Annotated in this window: 14 protein-coding genes; 3 read left to right on the top strand and 11 right to left on the bottom strand. The window is 38.3% G+C overall.

Going from position 1 to position 18,247, the window contains the following annotated elements; all coding sequences use genetic code 11:
* Positions 1-5: 5 nt before the first annotated feature.
* Positions 6-890, bottom strand: coding sequence for a UDP-2,3-diacylglucosamine diphosphatase (locus KFE94_14035; protein UTW65763.1), 885 nt, complete (start codon positions 888-890; stop codon positions 6-8).
* Positions 891-1,181: 291 nt separating this feature from the next.
* Between KFE94_14035 and KFE94_14030 the strand changes: the two genes are divergently transcribed.
* The 3 genes from KFE94_14030 to KFE94_14020 all read left to right on the top strand — a co-directional run bounded on the left by KFE94_14030 (position 1,182) and on the right by KFE94_14020 (position 6,354).
* Positions 1,182-3,995: a TonB-dependent receptor gene (locus KFE94_14030; protein ID UTW65762.1), complete on the top strand. Its 2,814-nt coding sequence runs from the start codon at positions 1,182-1,184 to the stop codon at positions 3,993-3,995.
* Positions 3,996-4,021: 26 nt separating this feature from the next.
* Positions 4,022-5,305 (top strand): hypothetical protein, encoded by a 1,284-nt coding sequence (locus KFE94_14025; protein UTW65761.1) that lies wholly within the window; start codon positions 4,022-4,024, stop codon positions 5,303-5,305.
* 68 nt (positions 5,306-5,373) lie between these two features.
* On the top strand, positions 5,374-6,354 hold the full coding sequence (locus KFE94_14020; protein UTW65760.1) for a hypothetical protein: 981 nt from the start codon (positions 5,374-5,376) through the stop codon (positions 6,352-6,354).
* Here KFE94_14020 and KFE94_14015 read toward each other — a convergent pair.
* The 10 genes from KFE94_14015 to KFE94_13970 form a co-directional block, all read right to left on the bottom strand.
* A complete protein-coding gene (locus KFE94_14015) occupies positions 6,351-7,478 on the bottom strand; it encodes a phytase (protein ID UTW65759.1) in 1,128 nt (375 codons plus the stop codon). The two genes, KFE94_14020 and KFE94_14015, sit on opposite strands and share 4 nt — an antisense overlap.
* A gap of 252 nt (positions 7,479-7,730) precedes the next feature.
* Positions 7,731-8,819: a hypothetical protein gene (locus KFE94_14010; GenBank protein ID UTW65758.1), complete on the bottom strand. Its 1,089-nt coding sequence runs from the start codon at positions 8,817-8,819 to the stop codon at positions 7,731-7,733.
* Complete coding sequence (locus KFE94_14005) at positions 8,806-10,707, bottom strand: hypothetical protein (GenBank protein UTW65757.1); 1,902 nt, start codon at positions 10,705-10,707, stop codon at positions 8,806-8,808. The genes KFE94_14010 and KFE94_14005 overlap by 14 nt, the downstream gene beginning before the upstream one ends.
* Positions 10,708-10,711: 4 nt before the next feature.
* Complete coding sequence (locus KFE94_14000; GenBank protein UTW65756.1) at positions 10,712-13,342, bottom strand: valine--tRNA ligase; 2,631 nt, start codon at positions 13,340-13,342, stop codon at positions 10,712-10,714.
* A gap of 97 nt (positions 13,343-13,439) precedes the next feature.
* Positions 13,440-14,405 carry an alpha/beta hydrolase gene (locus KFE94_13995; protein ID UTW65755.1) on the bottom strand — a complete coding sequence of 322 codons (966 nt, stop codon included), beginning with the start codon at positions 14,403-14,405 and terminating at the stop codon, positions 13,440-13,442.
* Between the two features lie 12 nt (positions 14,406-14,417).
* A complete protein-coding gene (locus KFE94_13990) occupies positions 14,418-15,086 on the bottom strand; it encodes an NAD-dependent epimerase/dehydratase family protein (protein UTW65754.1) in 669 nt (222 codons plus the stop codon).
* 2 nt (positions 15,087-15,088) lie between these two features.
* Complete coding sequence (locus KFE94_13985; protein UTW65753.1) at positions 15,089-15,757, bottom strand: NAD(P)H-binding protein; 669 nt, start codon at positions 15,755-15,757, stop codon at positions 15,089-15,091.
* Positions 15,758-15,768: 11 nt separating this feature from the next.
* Positions 15,769-16,677 (bottom strand): SDR family NAD(P)-dependent oxidoreductase, encoded by a 909-nt coding sequence (locus tag KFE94_13980; GenBank protein ID UTW65752.1) that lies wholly within the window; start codon positions 16,675-16,677, stop codon positions 15,769-15,771.
* A 64-nt stretch (positions 16,678-16,741) separates the two neighbouring features.
* Complete coding sequence (locus KFE94_13975; GenBank protein ID UTW65751.1) at positions 16,742-17,308, bottom strand: carbonic anhydrase; 567 nt, start codon at positions 17,306-17,308, stop codon at positions 16,742-16,744.
* 103 nt (positions 17,309-17,411) lie between these two features.
* Entirely contained in the window at positions 17,412-18,191 is a 780-nt protein-coding gene (locus KFE94_13970) for an SDR family oxidoreductase (GenBank protein ID UTW65750.1), read from the bottom strand.
* Between the last annotated feature and the right edge of the window lie 56 nt (positions 18,192-18,247).

Raw genomic sequence — 18,247 nt, 5'->3', positions numbered from 1 at the left:
CTTTTCTACATTTTAACTGCGTCAAATTCAAACTCCTTTACCAGATCATTAAAGATCTCTTTTGAATTCGCCATCATTTCATTTTCACGAATATCAAATTCGGTTTCTTCCCCATTTAAGCTTTGCGCTATAGGGTCCTTTAAATATTCGTAGATTTTCCATTGACCTCTATTAAATTCCAGAGCGGTCATATTTTCAACCCAGTCACCTGAGTTTAAATAGGTCACTTTTCTTCCTTCCGGGCCTAAAACTTCTAACGATTGTGGTTGATGGATATGTCCGCATACGACATACTCGTATTTTTTATACATGGCCATATCTACAACAATCTTTTCAAAATCGTTGATATGACTTACGGCTTGCTTTACCGTATTTTTTATTCTTTTAGATAAAGACAATCTACCTCTCCCCATTTTTTGGCTTACCCAATTCACAAATGTGTTTAATAGAATCAGCATATCGTATCCGTGACCACCCAACTTTGCCAACCATTTGGAATGCTTCATAGTCACGTCAAAAACGTCACCGTGAAAAAACCATGCCTTTTCTCCATTTAAATCTAAAACCAGTTTATTGACAATTTGGAACGAGCCCATTTGAAACCCCTTAAACTTTCTCAGCATCTCATCGTGATTCCCGGTAATATAATATACCTGCGTTCCTTTAACCATTAGAGACGTAATGTATTTAATGACCTTCATATGTGAGGTTGGAAAGTAACGTTTGTTAAACTGCCACATATCTATAATGTCTCCATTAAGAATTAAGATCTCCGGATTAACGGTTTGTAGGTAGTTTAATAACTCTTGTGCTCTACATCCATAAGTGGCTAAATGCACATCCGAAATGACCACAATTTCTACATCTCTTTTTTGACTTTCCTTTGTCATAGCTAAATAATTATTTCGATTTAAACTTTGAAGATCACATAGATTTCATTGTAAAATTACCCTGCGCATTTCATCGTGTCGTTTTCTCTGCGTTAAGTATTACTCAAATAATCATTATGTTATGTAACAACTACATTAAGAAATGTATTGCGATTTGGGTGTTTTTAACTCGTGTATTTAACAATTTATAAAACTTGATCGGTAGATTATTAACGGTAGCTTAACCAAATTCTATCATACCCGAAACTTTTAAAATAAGTTCACCCTGCTTATTTGCATCTATACAATAAGATGAAGCAATACATTACATTTTTTCTTTTAATTCTAAGTTCATTAAGTTGGGCTAAGAGCTTTAATGGTGTGATTAAAGACGATCAAAATTTCCCACTTATTGGCGCACATGTTAAAATCACTTCCTTAAATCTACATACCGTTTCAGGAATGGATGGGAGTTTTCATTTTCCGGAAATTGATACCCAAACCATTTTACTGGAAGTTTCTTTTATGGGATTCAAAAACTGGTCTCAAACCATTCAAATGGATCAGCATACTTCTCCTTTAGTGATTAAAATGGAAGAAAATGCGACTCAACTTAATTCCTTTAATCTCATTGCCAATGTAAATGGGGGAAGCATGGCCGGAGCACGTTTAAAAGAAAAGAAATCCGAGCAGGTGATTAACATTACTTCATCAGAGGCTATTGCGCTTTCTCCGGATAACTCTGTAGCCGAAGTTATTCAACGTGTTTCGGGCGTTACTCTGGAAAGTAATCCAAGTGGGACCGGATCTTCATTTACCATTATTAGAGGAATGCCTAAAAGATACAATTACACCCTGGTTAATGGGATCAAAATCCCGAGTTCGAACAATAAGAACCGATTTGTTTCTTTAGACCTCTTCCCTTCTGATTTGTTAGAGAGATTGGAAGTCATTAAATCTCTTACTCCAGAAATGGAAGGAGATGCTGTAGGTGGTGTGGTAAATATGGTGATGAAGAAAGCACCTGAAAAACCTACTTTTAGAGTCAACGCATTTGTGGGATATCATTCCATCTATTTCAACAATAACTTCCACTACTTTGATGCTTCTAAAACCGATGCTACCAGCCCTTTCCAAAAATATGGCCCGGATTACAAAGCCTCTGCTGATGATTTCACCACCGAAAACAGAGAAACCTATACCAAAGAATTTGCTCCGGACATGTATGCCTCTTTATCATACGGGAAACGCTTCTTAAAAAAGAGATTCGGATTGATTGTAACCGGAACGGCTAATCAAATGCACACAGGAGCGAGGTCTGTACGCTTTGAACCAAGCACAACCAGAGACGGAAGTAGTTTACCCGTACTGACCAATATGACTGAAAGATTTTATTACAATAGTGTCACCCAATTCGGTTTAAATGCATTGGCAGATTATTACATCAATTCCAACCATCAGATTCAACTTTCGGGATTGTTTCTGAACTTAAACAACAACCAACTTCGAGAACAAGAAAAGAGCCGTTTGTGGGGTGTTAATCCGGGAGATCCAACTCCTAAAGTGATCAGTCAACGTTTTCGCCAAACCACAAATCTCATCAACAATTATACACTACAGGGAGATCATAAAATCACCAAAAGCCAAAAAATCAAATGGGTAGTGGCTTATTCCAAGGCTCAAAAAAAACGCCCCGATCATGCGGATTTTGTAACGGTTAATAATTACTCGTTGGTACAGGACCAGGAAAGCATCTTGATTGCTGAAGATGGAGATAACCAAAGAAGTTGGGAATACAACACCGATAAAGACATTACCGGAAAACTGGATTACTCCTTTGATCTGCAAACGGATCAATCTAACCTGACTTTTAAAGTGGGTGGTTTATATCGATTGAAAAACAGAAATAGCTTTATTGTCACATACAGATTTAATCCGGACCCTGCAGTACAGGCTTACGGTTACGACTGGAAACCAGATGATCCAAATATTACTGAATATGGTACCTGGGAAAAATATGGTGATGTACAATTTAGAATCCGTAACCCGGAAGGTTCTACCCGAAATGAATTGAATAACAATGCGCATCAAAACATTGCAGCTGCATATGGACAGGTGAAATTAAACCACGCGCAACTCATTGAAGTTATTGGGGGATTACGTATGGAACATACGGATCAGGGTTATGAACTTTTAGCACCTCGTGCAGATCAGGTTCCTTCTCAATCATCAACCTATATAGATTATTTACCCAGTATTTCTTTGAAATACAATCTAAGCGATAAGAGCAACGTACGCTTCTCTTACTTCTACTCTATTATCCGTCCGGGATACTTTGAAATCATCCCTTATATGTATCGAATGGAAGACTACATTGAAATGGGTAATCCGGATTTAAAGAAGATTCGTACCCACAATGTGGACTTACGTTATGAAAACTATTTTAACCCTACCGATCAATTATTAGTGGGCATCTTCTACAAGCAAATCAACGATCCGATTGAGTATGTATTAACAGACGGAAAAGACTTTGGTATTAACGATATCGTACGGAGACCTGACAATTTTGGCACCGCCACTAATTATGGTTTAGAGATTAACTACATCAAGTATCACAAAACCCTTGGAGTTAAATTCAACTACTCTTATACCAACTCTTCGGTGACTACTCAAAAGTCATTACGGTCCAGAGAAAACCCTGATGATGATACTTCTCCAATCATAACAACTTCCATTGATCAAACACGCCCGTTGCAAGGTCAATCTGCACATATTGGGAATATCTCATTGCTATACAAAGGACTCTCTGACGGCATCAAAGCACAGATTTCCGGTTCATTTACAGGAGAGAGAATCCGGACAGTATCTAACTTTTACAATAACGATGAGTGGGAAGGAAACTTCTTCAGATTGGACTTCTCAATAGAAAAAGAATTCAAAAAAGACTTTGCAGTTTATCTCAAAGCGAGAAATCTATTGAACTCTAAATATCAAACTTTCATCAAACAACCTGTGAGTCAGGAAAACTCAGAATTCCCTTATCAGGGGAATCCCGGAGATGACGTGTTAACCGGTTCAGAGCAGGTGGGATTAGAGTTTAGACTTGGTGTGAAACTTAAATTATAAAGACTATATATTAATTAAAATCAAAAATGAAAACAAAAAGTACACTATCAATTTGGGGGCTGGGGCTTTCGCTATTATTCATGACCGGAATGGCATCTTGTAGTAAAGATGAAGAACAAGTTCCTCAATTTAAAGAATTAACTGCTGCGGGAGAAGTTTCCGGAACATGGGATGGGAACTCCATCGTAACCATTACCGAAGATGTGGTAGTTCCTGAAGGACAAACCCTAACGATTAAAGCTGGCGCGAAAATCATCTTTGACGGTGATAATTTAGGATCAGCTACTGCTCCGGAATTTCAAGTAAGAGGTAAATTATATATCTTAGGAGAAGCTGGAAAAATGGTCACATTTACTGTTCCTACTGACAAACAAACTGAAGCAAACAGATATTTAGGTCTTTGGGGAGGTATCCAATGTGCGGCTACTTGTGATGAGTTAGCGATTAAATACGCACGTATTGAGTACGCAGGAGCACCTGCAGGTCCAAGTTCAGTATTTGTGGAGCAAGGAGAAGATGAAGGAGACCCACGTTACGGAATCTTCTTTGGTAATATTGATGGCAAATTCGCTTTACACCACTCTGAGTTATTAAACACTGCTGATGATGGAATGCGTGTAATCGGTGGTAAAATTTCTATCTGTCACAACTTCATGGCTTACATTGGTGAAACTGGTGGTGAAGCGATCAACCTAAAATCAGGTGTAGAAGGTGATATGGCTTACAATGTATTCTACAACTTAGCGACTAACGGAACAAAATGGTCTAACTCCGGAAGCCGATCTCCACAAACTGATTGTAATTCTTACAACAACACATTTGTAAACTGTGGATGGAGAAGAAACAAAGAAGGTCGTGGTGGATCTGTTAACATTGAAAAAGGTGCACGTGGAAATAGCTACAACAACTTAATGGTAAACTGTAAATACGGTGTACGTGTTGTAGGTGGTGACGATGCTGCTGATATCGCAAATACGAAAAGTAACTACAGCTGGTACTACGGAAATGAGCAAATCATGGTAGATGAGTTCTACCCTACTCATGGTATTTTGGATGCAAGCATGACCGGAAACGATGTGGCAGGCGCTATAAACGAAAACGATCCAATGTTTGAAAACTACAATGTTCAAACTGGTAAATTAGAAAACCTGGCGATCGAAAATGTGGATTTCCACTTAAAATCAGGTTCTAACGCATTAACTGGAGCATATACTTCATTTAGCCCTAAGTTTAGTTCTTTATCTATAGGAGGAATTACCTTCACCACACCTAACCCTAGTTCTCATTTTGGTGCTTTAGCAACAAAATAAGTTTATTCTTTTTCATGAAAAGGTGCTGTTTACAGCGCCTTTTTTTATTTACTAAATAATTTTGCATCATGTATAAGATCTCTAATTACACCGTGCTTATTTTGAGTTTCTATATGGCTTCTATTGGATTGGTTAGCTGTACTCAGAAAAATAAAAATGATGATCCTCAAAACCCGGGTGAGGATACTTTGATTTTTGATCTCAGTTATAACTCTCTGCAATTAGATTTGGATACCGTCCATTTTAATGCACAGGTTCCCACATCAAATCTTTTACAGCCTACCCTGGAAGAAGCTTCCGGAATTTTAGCTTCTCGTAAAAATCCTAATATGTACTGGCTTCATGAAGATTCGGGTTCTGACGCAGCCATCTACCTGTATCATGAAGATGGCACCCGAAAAAAGAGATACGATATTCATGGGATTGAAGCACGCGATTATGAAGATATTTCTTACGGTTTCGGGCCTCAAAACAACTTAGATTACATCTACCTGGGGGATATTGGAGATAACAGCCAATCCAGACCTCATATTACTATTTACAGATTTCCTGAACCGGATTTTATGGCGGATAGTATTTCGAGCGATATCCGTCAAGTGGAAGCTTTAGAGTTAACATATCCATCTAGTGATGATCCTGAAAATGCAGAAGCATTCTTTATTGATCCGGTTTCAGGAGATTTATTCATTTTCTCTAAAAACACTACCTTGTGTAAGGTGATGACTTTAGAAGCACCTCTTCCATTTGGCAAAGAAGCAGGTTTAAAACACATCGGGGATTTGAACTTCAGATATCAAAAGATTACCGCTGCCGATATTTCTGCCGATGGTAAACATATCCTGATCAAGTCTTATGATTATATCTACTACTGGAAACGTGAAACGAATCAAACGGTTGTAGACGCTTTACAAACAATTCCGGTTCGATTAACGTATCAGGCGGAACCACAAGGAGAAGCCGTTACCTGGAAGCCCAACAGTATGTCTTACGTAACCATTAGCGAATTTAAGTCTGGTGTATTACCAGGATTTAGAGTTTACAATCCTTAATGTAAAGCATCAAATCCGTTCGAAATTTCCAGAGGTGGATTCATACCTCTGGCCACGTCTGACCAATCTACAATTTTGAAGTTCTGATTGATGGTATCTCCATTTTCCATGTTATACCCATCCTGAATTACCAACATTCCATTTGGATATCCTGGTAATCTCAAATTCAATACATCTAACCCATCGGTTTCTTCTGTACCATCAATTTGATCCCCATCCTCCACTGCAAAACTTCCTCGGTATTTATGCGGTGCTTCACGATCAAATACCGCATAGGTATTATTCCCCTGGCTTGAAGCAATCAAATATCCTTGGGTTTCATCCACATAATACAAGGCAATCCCTTCAATATCTCCTTTTAGTTTGGTACTCTTTTCCAATGAGAAAATCAATTCCGGAGCTTCCGTACTATGCGCATCAATATTCCATTTCCAGATTCCTTTATCTTCTTCAGCAATGTATAAATACCCTGTATAATCATCTGCTACCAGACCTTCACAGGTATTTCCAAAATCATACGTCTTTACAATTTCTCCGGTTAAATTGCTATCCGCCCCGTTTAACTTCCATTGTTCCAACTGTCCTTTCTTACTAATCGCAAAAGCATAAGCCGTAGAATCTTTTTTAGATTGGTACATGGTAAACCCGTATACCGGATCAATGTTCGAAACAAATGAAGAATCTCCCACGGGGGTTAATTTCCCATCCTGATGAATTCTGAAAAAGCTTAATGTATTGCTCGTCCTATTGGTCGCTCCAATCAAATCTATGGTATCACTTCCCAAGATAAAATTATAACGTAAATCAATATTGTTGACACGACCTACCGGATACTGCGCTACACGGTTTCCTTTCAGATCATATACTTCGATTCCTTCTTTCTTATTGGTTCCAAAGATTAAGCTATGGGTACTATCTTTTGAGTTAATCCAAATCACAGGGTCGTCTGCAGCATCATCATCAATAGAAACCGGAGTAGTTTGTGCCATCGCTTTAACCTTAGCTACTGCAATGGCATCGTTAAATTCTCTGGTCTCCGTCATACAGGTATTCATTAAAAAACCGTACCCTACAGTAAGTAATGCCAAAGACCAGTTAATGCTTGTTTTTTTAGGTGATTTCATTCCAATTCTTATTTGAAACAAAATTAGAGGCACTATGATAACTCTGAATTAAATCGATATTAACTTCATGCTAACTTAGGCCCTGTCTATGTTACCGTAATTAGAATCTAACTTTTCCGAGATCGTAATAGATCTTTATGGAAGGATTAAAACTCCAGATACATATATGGGATATCCGCTACATTATCTTGCATCAAAAGATAGACACAAGCTGCTGTAAACAAAATAGTCAGTACCACCGTGTAGAATATTTTATTGAGCTTTTTCATAATATTCTTTGATCTGCATTGCTGTTAAATACGCCCCATATTCCGAGATATGTTGTACATCTGAAAATGTTCCGGGAATTTTACCCTGAGCTGTACCATCTAAATATGGTTGTTGATGCTCATCCAAAATCTGTTTGATTTCTTTCATCACCTCATGATGCGCGGGTACATAATCCGGGTTTTTCTGCATTCCATATACTTCATTGACCGGACCTACATAAAACAAACAATTGATATCATATTTCTCTACCAATTGAATAAAAGCACGTAACATATTGGACTGGAACTCCGATTCCTGATCTATCACAGTAAATCCGTTATTCTTTTGGGCATATTCATGAGTGGAATTTAATTCCATATCCAACGTTTCTGTCATTTGTTGGTATACATTTCTCAGTCCCACAGAATCCACTACCAGATTCTTTTGGAATTTATCCTGCTCTTTTTCAGAAAGTATTTGATTTAAATCATGATAATACAAACTTCTAAAATTATCCACGATTCTAGCCCCATATACCGGAACCGAAACCATTGGAGCTACGGGAGCCATAAACTCCTCATAGATTCCTATATCTTTAGCTGGAGACTTCACTGCACCTACTAATCCATTGGCGATATATCTGTTATAATAATCTTCTCTGAAATTATTGAGTCCCTTTCTCCAATACGTGGGATTTATATACAATATGAGGTTTAAATCTTTAAATACTTCGGGATTATCCAGAATCAATGGGAAATATACATATGAACATCTCCCTGCTCCTCCAAAACTGTAAAAACGATGTGCTAAAGTGGAGTCTTTATCCAGCAATCCCCAAAAATTCAATCCATCCATATAGATTCCAGTTTCAGAGGTTCCTAATACCAGATAATCTTCATCCGCTTTGACCTGCTCTAAAAAACTATATAACAATCTACTTCCCGATTTGATATGCTTCCCTTTTGGAACTTCCACTTGATCTGAAGAATCCTGAAGTAAGATATATCCAGGAATCAATACACCTACAATAAGTAATGTGCAACATGCCGACACCCACAAACTATTTTTCAATACATTCTTAGTTGTTAACATAATCTGCCATTTTAACGGTGGTATAGAACCATCTACTACTATTTAGTCCGGAAACATATTTTAAACGGATCTCATAATCTCCCGGAGCAATATGTCTGTTGAGACCTTCATGGGCAAAGTTTCCATGTATATGATAAAAATTATACTTGCCTTCCCTATGCTCTGTGTCCACTTGCCATTCTCCTCCTTTTGGTCGGTATTCTACCCAAATTTCGTACTCAGGCATTTCCTTATAATTGGCTTGAATAGCCCAACCATAACCGTCAAAATATCTCGTTTCTGCCGAAACAAATTCCTCAAACTCTGCCGGTAAATAAATTTCAGATAACATTAATTCCTGCCCTTTTAAATCGGATATTAAGGTTCGCGCATTCTGACCAAATAAAGTCGCCTGTAATTCCGAAGGATAAAAAGCATTGTTAAAGTAATAGGTGACTTGTTTCAATTGCTTCTGTTGCCCGTTCTTCAAATGCAGATTCACATTCACTTCAAATAGTGCTTTATCCAACCTTTGCGGTAATACAAAGTAGGAGTTGGTATTATTGGGCTGAATATCTCGATACATATACACCTCATGATCTCTTGCTCCAATAAGTTCAATATCAATACTGGAGATTTGCTCATAATCATCTTGAAGTAAATCCACTTCTAAAACCGGCATTTTATCATAAACCACCGTAGACACTTTCATCTCTGATGATCCTGAAGAGAATAAATTTTGGCCAATAACCGATATCGTTGCAGTTTGATAGTTAAAGAAAAACCATCCGATGGTCACTACTATAAAAGTCACCAAAACGCCACTATATTCGGAAATTAATTTTCGGGTTGAAGAACTTTCCTGAGGCACCATTTTTTTCAATGCATAAATCTCCCAGAGTTTATAGAAATATAAAAACACCCCGTGCCATAATCCCCAATAAATAAAGTTCATGGTCGGTCCATGCCAGATCCCGCAAATCGTAAAAGTGATTAAATACCCCAATAGCGAAATGGTAAGTCTTTTGGTGTTTGGAAACCAACTGGACAAATTCACAACGACCGGTTTAAATACATATTTAAACAGGAAGTTCGAAAATGTCATATGCCACTTCTTCCAGAACGTTGATAGATTCTTGGCTCCATAAGGATTGTCAAAATTCTCCGGTGTTTTAATTCCAATCAAATATGCTGTTCCGATAGCCATATCCGAATACCCTGAAAAGTCTAAAATGATATACGCAGAGTACAGCAACAAACTATACATCAATCCTACCTGCCACACATGATTCACCTCAAACAAAGCAAAATCTGTTGCATATACGGCAATTACCGGAACCAGAACAAACTTCTTGATGATTCCTACAAATAACTTAAACAACCCTGTTTTAAACAGCACCGTATCGTATTTAAATCGATCTATAGTTACCCAATAATCGAAGTTGTTGTATTCATCAATTGGACCCGCAATAAACGTGGGAAAAAATATGATGTAATTTAAAAACGATCCAAGATTATATCGATGGATTTGACGCTTTGAGCTTTCAATCAAAAAGTGAATCAGACGAAATAAGATGTATGACAATCCAACCCGTTGTAAAAGGTCAAAATCGGCTATCTTATAGTTTTTCAGTACAAAGAGCGTGATCAAAACGCCAATAAATAAAGCCAGAAATGGTTTATTCTTTTCTCTCTTACTTAAGAAAACACCTCCATAATACACTCCAATAGAAGCGAGTATAATCAAGCTCAATGAAGCGATATTGGTGAGTGTAGTCAATACGACTACACTTCCCAATAGCAATAAGATGTTCTTAACCGATTTATGGGTTATAAATGATTTTGCGACATTGTAAACAACAATAAAGACTACAACATAGAAAAAACTGATATTATCGTTAAATATCATATTCCTATTTCAAGTCAGCCAATTGTTGCTCTAAAATCTTCACTTTAGCTTCAGCATCTGCTAGTTTTTTACGTTCCATAGCTACTACCTTTTCAGGTGCATTATTTACGAAACGTTCGTTCCCCAGCTTTTTATTTACCGAAGTCATAAATCCCTGTACATATTTCAATTCTTCTTCAATCTTTGCGGTTTCTGCTTCCACATCAATCATTCCTTCCACAGGAATGTAGTATTCCGCATTATTTGCTACGAAAGTGAATACACCTTCCGGCTTTTCCTCTACGGTCGTTACTTCACTTAGGTTGAGAAGCTTGATTAAAACAGAATCGAATTTAGCACTTACTCCGGACTTTCCATTTACCATCAGTTTAATGGCATCTTTATTTGGAATTCCATTATTCAATCTGAAAGTACGAACTTCTGTCACCACATTAGTAGTGGCATTGAATAAATCCAGAATTTCTTGATTTACTTCTTTCATCTCCGGCCATGAAGCTACAATGATATGATCGTTTTCTGCTCTTTCTGTAAGCAAGCTCCAGATTTCTTCTGAAATGAAAGGCATGAACGGATGCATTAATTTCACGATGATCTCAAAATTGGCAATCGCTTCTGCTAATGTTTTACCATCAATTGGCTGCTGGTATGCCGGTTTGATCATTTCCAAATAAGATCCACAGAAATCATCCCAAACCAGTTTGTAAGTCGTCATTAGCGCTTCTGATAGACGGAATTTAGAGTAACTATCTTCCATTTCTTTCATCGCTTCAGCCACACGAGACTCAAACCATTGATTGGCCAATACAGCAGATTCCGGTTGTGCAATACTGTCATCACTATCCCATCCTTTTACCAAACGCAAAGCGTTCCATACTTTGTTTGAGAAATTACGTCCCTGCTCACACAAACTTTCATCAAATGGTAAATCATTTCCGGCAGGAGACGTCAACAACATTCCTACACGTACCCCATCCGCTCCATATTTCTCAATCAATCCGATTGGGTCTGGGGAGTTTCCTAATGACTTACTCATCTTACGACCTTGCTTATCGCGAACGATCCCGGTCAAATACACATCGTTAAACGGTTTTGCACCTTGATATTCATTTCCCGCAATGATCATTCTCGCTACCCAGAAGAATAAAATCTCCGGTGCAGTTACCAATACATTTGTGGGATAGTAATATTTAATTTCTTCGTTTTCCGGATTTCTAATGCCGTCAAACACTGACATTGGCCACAACCATGAAGAGAACCAGGTATCCAAAGCATCTTCATCTTGTTTTAAATCCGATACTTTTAAATCTGCATTTCCGGTAGCTTCTTGCGCTAAAGTCAATGCTTCTTCAATGGTTTTTGCCACTACAAAATCGTTTACCCCTTTTCCGTAATAGAAAGCCGGGATTTGATGTCCCCACCACAACTGACGAGAAATACACCAATCACGTACATTCTCCATCCAGTGACGGTATGTATTCTTGAATTTTGAAGGAATTAACTTCACCTCATCATCCATTACCAAATCCAAAGCAGGCTTAGCCAACTCTTCCATCTTCAGGAACCATTGTACCGAAATTTTAGGTTCAATTACGGCACCTGTTCTTTCTGAGGTTCCTACTTTATTGGTATAATCTTCTACTTTAAGCAATAAACCTAAAGACTCTAATTCTTTTACGATTTCCTTACGCACCACAAAACGATCTTTCCCTTCATAATGCATTCCATAAGCATTTAAAGTTCCATCATCATTCAGCGCATCAATGGTTTCCAAACCATTTTTATCACCGATCTCTTTATCATGAATATCGTGTGCAGGCGTAATTTTTAATGCACCTGTTCCGAATTCTACATCTACATAATCATCGGTAATAACCGGAACCACTCTTCCTACCAATGGAACGATAATTTTCTTGCCGTGCAAGTGTGTGTAACGCTCATCACTCGGATTTACACAAACAGCAGTATCTCCAAAAATAGTTTCCGGACGTGTCGTTGCTACAGTTAAGTATTCATCTGACCCCTCAACCATATACTTCATAAAGTATAGTTTTCCGTTCAGTTCCTTATGGATTACTTCCTCATCACTAACTGTAGTTTGCGCTTCGGGATCCCAGTTTACCATTCGGTAACCGCGATAGATCAAACCTTTGTTGTACAAATCAACAAAAACCTGATTTACAGACTCACTACGAATATCATCCATAGTAAAAGCCGTACGATCCCAATCACATGAAGCTCCCAATTTTTTTAATTGCTCTAAGATGATTCCACCGTGTTTATCGGTCCAATCCCAGGCATGTTTTAAAAACTCTTCACGTGTTAAATCTGCTTTATTGATGCCTTCGTCTTTCAGCTTCGCTACCACTTTTGCTTCCGTAGCAATAGAAGCGTGATCGGTTCCCGGAACCCAACACGCATTTTTCCCATTCATACGGGCTTTACGAATCAATACATCCTGAATGGTGTTATTCAACATATGTCCCATATGCAACACACCGGTTACATTTGGTGGAGGGATGACTATTGTAAATGGCTCTCTTTCGTCTGGCTTAGAATTAAAATATCCTTGATCCATCCAGGTTTGATACCACTTCTTCTCTACCTCTACCGGGGCATATTTACTTGAAATCTCCATTACTAAATCTGTATTTTTTTAATGGAGGCAAAAATAGTTTTTTGGTCTATTCCAGCTAGGCTAAAGCCCAATAAAATCAAACGAACAATATCAACAATTACTGATAATATTCCACAACAAATTCATAGATCCAATTATGAATTTGTGCTTTCTGATCTTTAGAGGCTCCAATGAATCCGTGATTGGCTTCAGGAATGATATGCAGATGATTTACAACTTCCAAACTATCCAGTTTTTGACTCAATTCTACACTTTGACTTAATGGTACAATTAAATCTTCATCGCCCTGAATGATCAAGGTGGGAGGTACTTCCTGATGGGCATATACTCTTGGTGAGTTTTCCACTAAATATTTGGTGGCTCGTGCCGAATCGGTTTTAGGATCAAATCCAAACAGGTGTTCTGTGATATTTACACTGGACTTAATCGGTTCCGGTAATTCTTCAATGAGTGCATTCATAGAGTCTACGGTGTGTTGATGATAAATACCCTGTAGTTCATTGGGGCCATATATATCTACGACATATCGCAATGGATACGTGAATACTTTATCGGTATACTTCTGGGCCGAGTCAAATGCCACCATCATGGAGATATGTGCGCCCGCGGATTCTCCAAAGATGCCTACGTTATTCAAATCAAAGTCAAATGAATCTGCTTTTTGCTCCACCCAATACATGGCTTCATATACATCTCGAATACAATCCGGGAAAGGTGTTTTGCCATTTCGCGCCAGCGTGTAATTGGGGCTTACAATGGCATAACCGTTGGCACGTAGTCGATTAAAAACTTCATTGAAACGATTGCTATTCACAGATTCCTTAAAACCTCCAATCCAGGCTCCGCCATGTACAAAAACCACTACCGGAATCTGCTCATGTTTCCGCTCTGTGGGCATATAAATATCCAATTCCTGATTGGGACGATAGGCTTCACCATAAATGATCTTCCCTTCCAGAATAGGTGCTTCATTTGCAAATAGAAAATAGGTTAATGCAACAATCGGAACAATCAGCATCAGTAAAATCAACCTCACCCCAATTTTCCATCTCTTTTTCGCCATAAATCTACCTTTTTATTGGCCGGCCAAAATAAGAATATCTTTTGGGTCTAAAATCTTTTGCGCATAACCATTCTTAGAAACATGAATCATTGCCAAACCGATCTGCGTGGTACTTACCACCGAATTTGGAGCCATTTTTTTCATAAGTTTCAACAGCCAGGTTAAATTATTGATCAGGACTTTGTAAAGTTTGCTACTTGGTTGAATTCCATTTTCAGGAATGATCATTCCCGGACGAAAAGCAAATGCCTGTTTAAAACCCAATTTAAAAATATCATTCTCGGTTCTTCCCTTTACACGTCCCCACATGCTGCCTCCTTTTTCAGAAGAATTGGTTCCCTGTCCTGACACATAATTGAAGGTCATATTTGGATTTAACGCGTATAACTTTTGCGCCAATGCCATGGTGAAACCATAGGTCATTCGGGTATAGTCTTCTTCTGACATTCCGGCTGCACTTACACCCATACACGCGTAACAGGCATCATACCCTTTGAGTTGATCTGAAATAGAATCGAATTCTGAAAAGTCTTTGTGTTGCAATTCATTTAATTTGTCATGTGTTATTCCTGTAGATGACCTTCCGATCACCAAAACTTCCGATACATCTGAATGGTTTAAACATTCTAATAACACTCCTTTACCTACCATTCCTGTAGCCCCTGTTACAATTACTTTCATCGCTAATTCTTTAAATATTTCCTTAATTGATCTAATGCAAAAATTTGTGTTCCATGATCTTGTTCCACATGGTAAATCTCTAACATGGATTTTGCTACATCCTGTCCTAAAATGCCTTTATACTTTTTCAAAAATGGCAGGATCGCAGATAAGGTATTAATGACTTTACCTCCAATGACTTCGCCCAACCTGAACTCCGGACGCTCCCCCATCAGCACGCTTGGACGGATGAAAATACAACGTTGGAAACCCAATTCCTTAACATCCCTTTCCAGCTCCCCTTTCATTCGGGAATAAAACACACTGGATTTTGGATTGGCACCAGTTGATGAAACCAATACATAATCCGGCACTCCATTTTCACGGGCAAATTGCGCCATGTGGAATTGATAGGTATAATCTACCTTGTATTGAACTTCTTTACTTCCTGCGGTCTTTATGGTCGTTCCCATACAAGAAAACAAAACATCACCTTGAATGTGTGACTTGTATTCCGCTAATTGATCAAAATCAATTAAATGTTCCTCGATCTTGGGGCTCGAAATTTCGGGTGATCTTCTGGAAAAGATTTTGATTTTATTAAATCTCTGATCATTGACCAATTCCTGAATCAAATGTCTGCCGACCAATCCGGTCGCACCTATGACTATGGCTGTTAGATTTTGTTGCACGACTCTAAATATTAAACCTCAAACTTTTGTCCGATAAATTCTTCTGATACTTCCCATAGTCGTTTGGCCACTTCGGCATCATATGCATGTGGAAGCGCTTTTACTTTTCCGGGTTTACCTTTCATTTCATTAAACCCGGTGGGTCCCACATAATCTCCACCCTGAATATCTGTTCCCAAAGCGGCATATAATGTTGGCAATGCCGCTTCTTTAGGGGCATGAATAAAAAAGGACATTAAAGGCAGCAACAACTTATACAATGTTTTGTTGAGATGTTGCCCTAAATTGGTATTGGATGCTCCGGGATGTGCGGATACCGCTATTGTTTCGCTCCCCGATTTCCTTAACTTACGATCTAATTCCAGGGCAAACATCAAACAAGCTAACTTACTTTGTCCGTATGCCCCCATTTTGGAATATTTGACTTCCGCATTGAGATTTTCAAAATCAATCCGTCCGTTTCGATGCGCTATGCTACTTAAGGTAATAATCCTCGCCTGCGGTGTTTTCTGAATGGTTGGATACAATAAATGCGCTAGTAAAAAATGCCCCAAATGATTCACTCCGAATTGACTTTCAAAACCATCTTCGGTTTGCATAAAGGGCGGCATCATGATTCCCGCATTTTCAATCAGGAGGTCCAATCGATCGTATTTGGTTGTAAAATTCTTTACAAACGCCCGAACGGATTGGAAACTTCCTAAATCCAATTGAATCACTTCCAACTGCGCTTCCGGAAATTGTGCTTCAATTTTAGATTTTGCTTTATGGGCTTTATCAAAATTCCGACAAGCCATGATCACCTGTACATCCTTTGAAACCAAACCTAGAGTTGTTTCATAACCCAACCCAATATTGGCTCCGGTTACAATGGCCACTTTTCCTTTTTGAGAAGCGATATCTTTAAATTGAAAGCGCATATCTAAAATCAATTCTTTATGAAACAAAAAAGAGACTTAAAATTAAGTCTCTTTTTTCAAATCTTTATAGGAAATCTACTTTTCCGGAATCTAAATTATAATAGGCCGGAACAATTTTCACTTTACCTTCATCTACTGCGCCTTTAATGATCGCTGATCTGGTCATTAAATCAGTTGCAGTTAATTCCGCATTTTTCTTTACAATATCATTAATCTCAGCACCTTCAGGACTTGCTGCTAAAGCCGGAGCAATATGAGATAATAAATGGTTTAAGTTGTATCCGTTGTCTCCTCCGGCAGCTGCCGCGGTTACGGCTCCACAACTTTGGTGCCCCATCACTACGATCACTTTTGATCCTAAATGAGCTACAGCATATTCAATACTCGCGATAGAAGAAGTATTTGCTACGTTACCTGCTACACGCACGGTAAAGATTTCTCCCAATCCAGTATCGAACGCCATTTCAGGAACTACACGGCTATCTGCACAACTTAATACAATGGCAAATGGGCTTTGTCCTGAGGTTAGATCTGTTCTACGTTCAGAATCAAGTAATTTACCTTCTAATCGGTCTTGCACAAAACGCGCATTACCTTCTTGTAATCTGTTTTCGATTTCTTGAATATTCATCTTCTTTTATTTTTTACCGAAAATAAATGATTTCATCTCTGAAAAATACATTTCCAAATTAAAATGTCATTAAATTCTCTGTCCCTTAGATTTAAAGGCGTGATCACTTAATTTCCTGCATTTCTCTAATCTGTTTTAAGATCATTTTTTTGGGAGTAAACGGAATGAAATTCATCATCATTTTTTGGCCAAAGGTCACTCCTGAAATAATATCCAGTTTCCCATCCAACATCGCCTGATATCCTTCTCCGGCTACCAGATCAGCTGTAAATGTATTTTTAAATAAATCGGTTTTATCCATTCCTGAAGTTTCGGCAAACCCGGTAGCTGTAGCACCCGGAAGTAATGCCGTCACAGTGATATTGGTATCGTGAAGTTCTTCGGCCAATGCGTTACTAAATGAAGTTACATAAGCTTTAGTTGCGAAATATACCGCTTGCAATGGCCCGGCCATTAAACTGGCTGTTGACGATACATTCAAAATCTTACCTTGATTTCTTTTGACCATATCAGGTAAAAACAAACGGGTTAAAGCCGTCAATGCAATAATGTTCAAATTGATCATGGTTAAATCAGATTCCCATGGACGTTCATGAAACTTACCATGTCCGCCAAATCCTGCATTATTAATCAGATAGTCTACTTGAACTTGTGCTTGTTTCAATTCATCATAGATTTCTTGAGCCGCATGGGGTTGTGATAAGTCTTTTACGACTATCATGACTTTAGACTGATATTGGGTTTCCAACTCCTTTTTTAATTCCTCTAATTTGCCCTGACTCCTCGCTACGATTACCATATCACCGCCTTTGGTCGCATGTATTTTTGCAAATTCACGACCGATTCCACTTGATGCTCCTGTAATTAATGCTACTTTTTTCATGACTTTTGATTTATGAGACAAAGGTCCGGGACTTTGTCGGTTTTATTTCAACACAA

The organism is bacterium SCSIO 12643 (assembly GCA_024398135.1).
In the GTDB taxonomy this organism is placed as follows: domain Bacteria; phylum Bacteroidota; class Bacteroidia; order Flavobacteriales_G; family Salibacteraceae; genus CAJXZP01.
The sequence above is the reverse complement of the archived record's forward strand: the minus strand, read 5'-3'. Positions and strand labels throughout refer to the sequence as shown.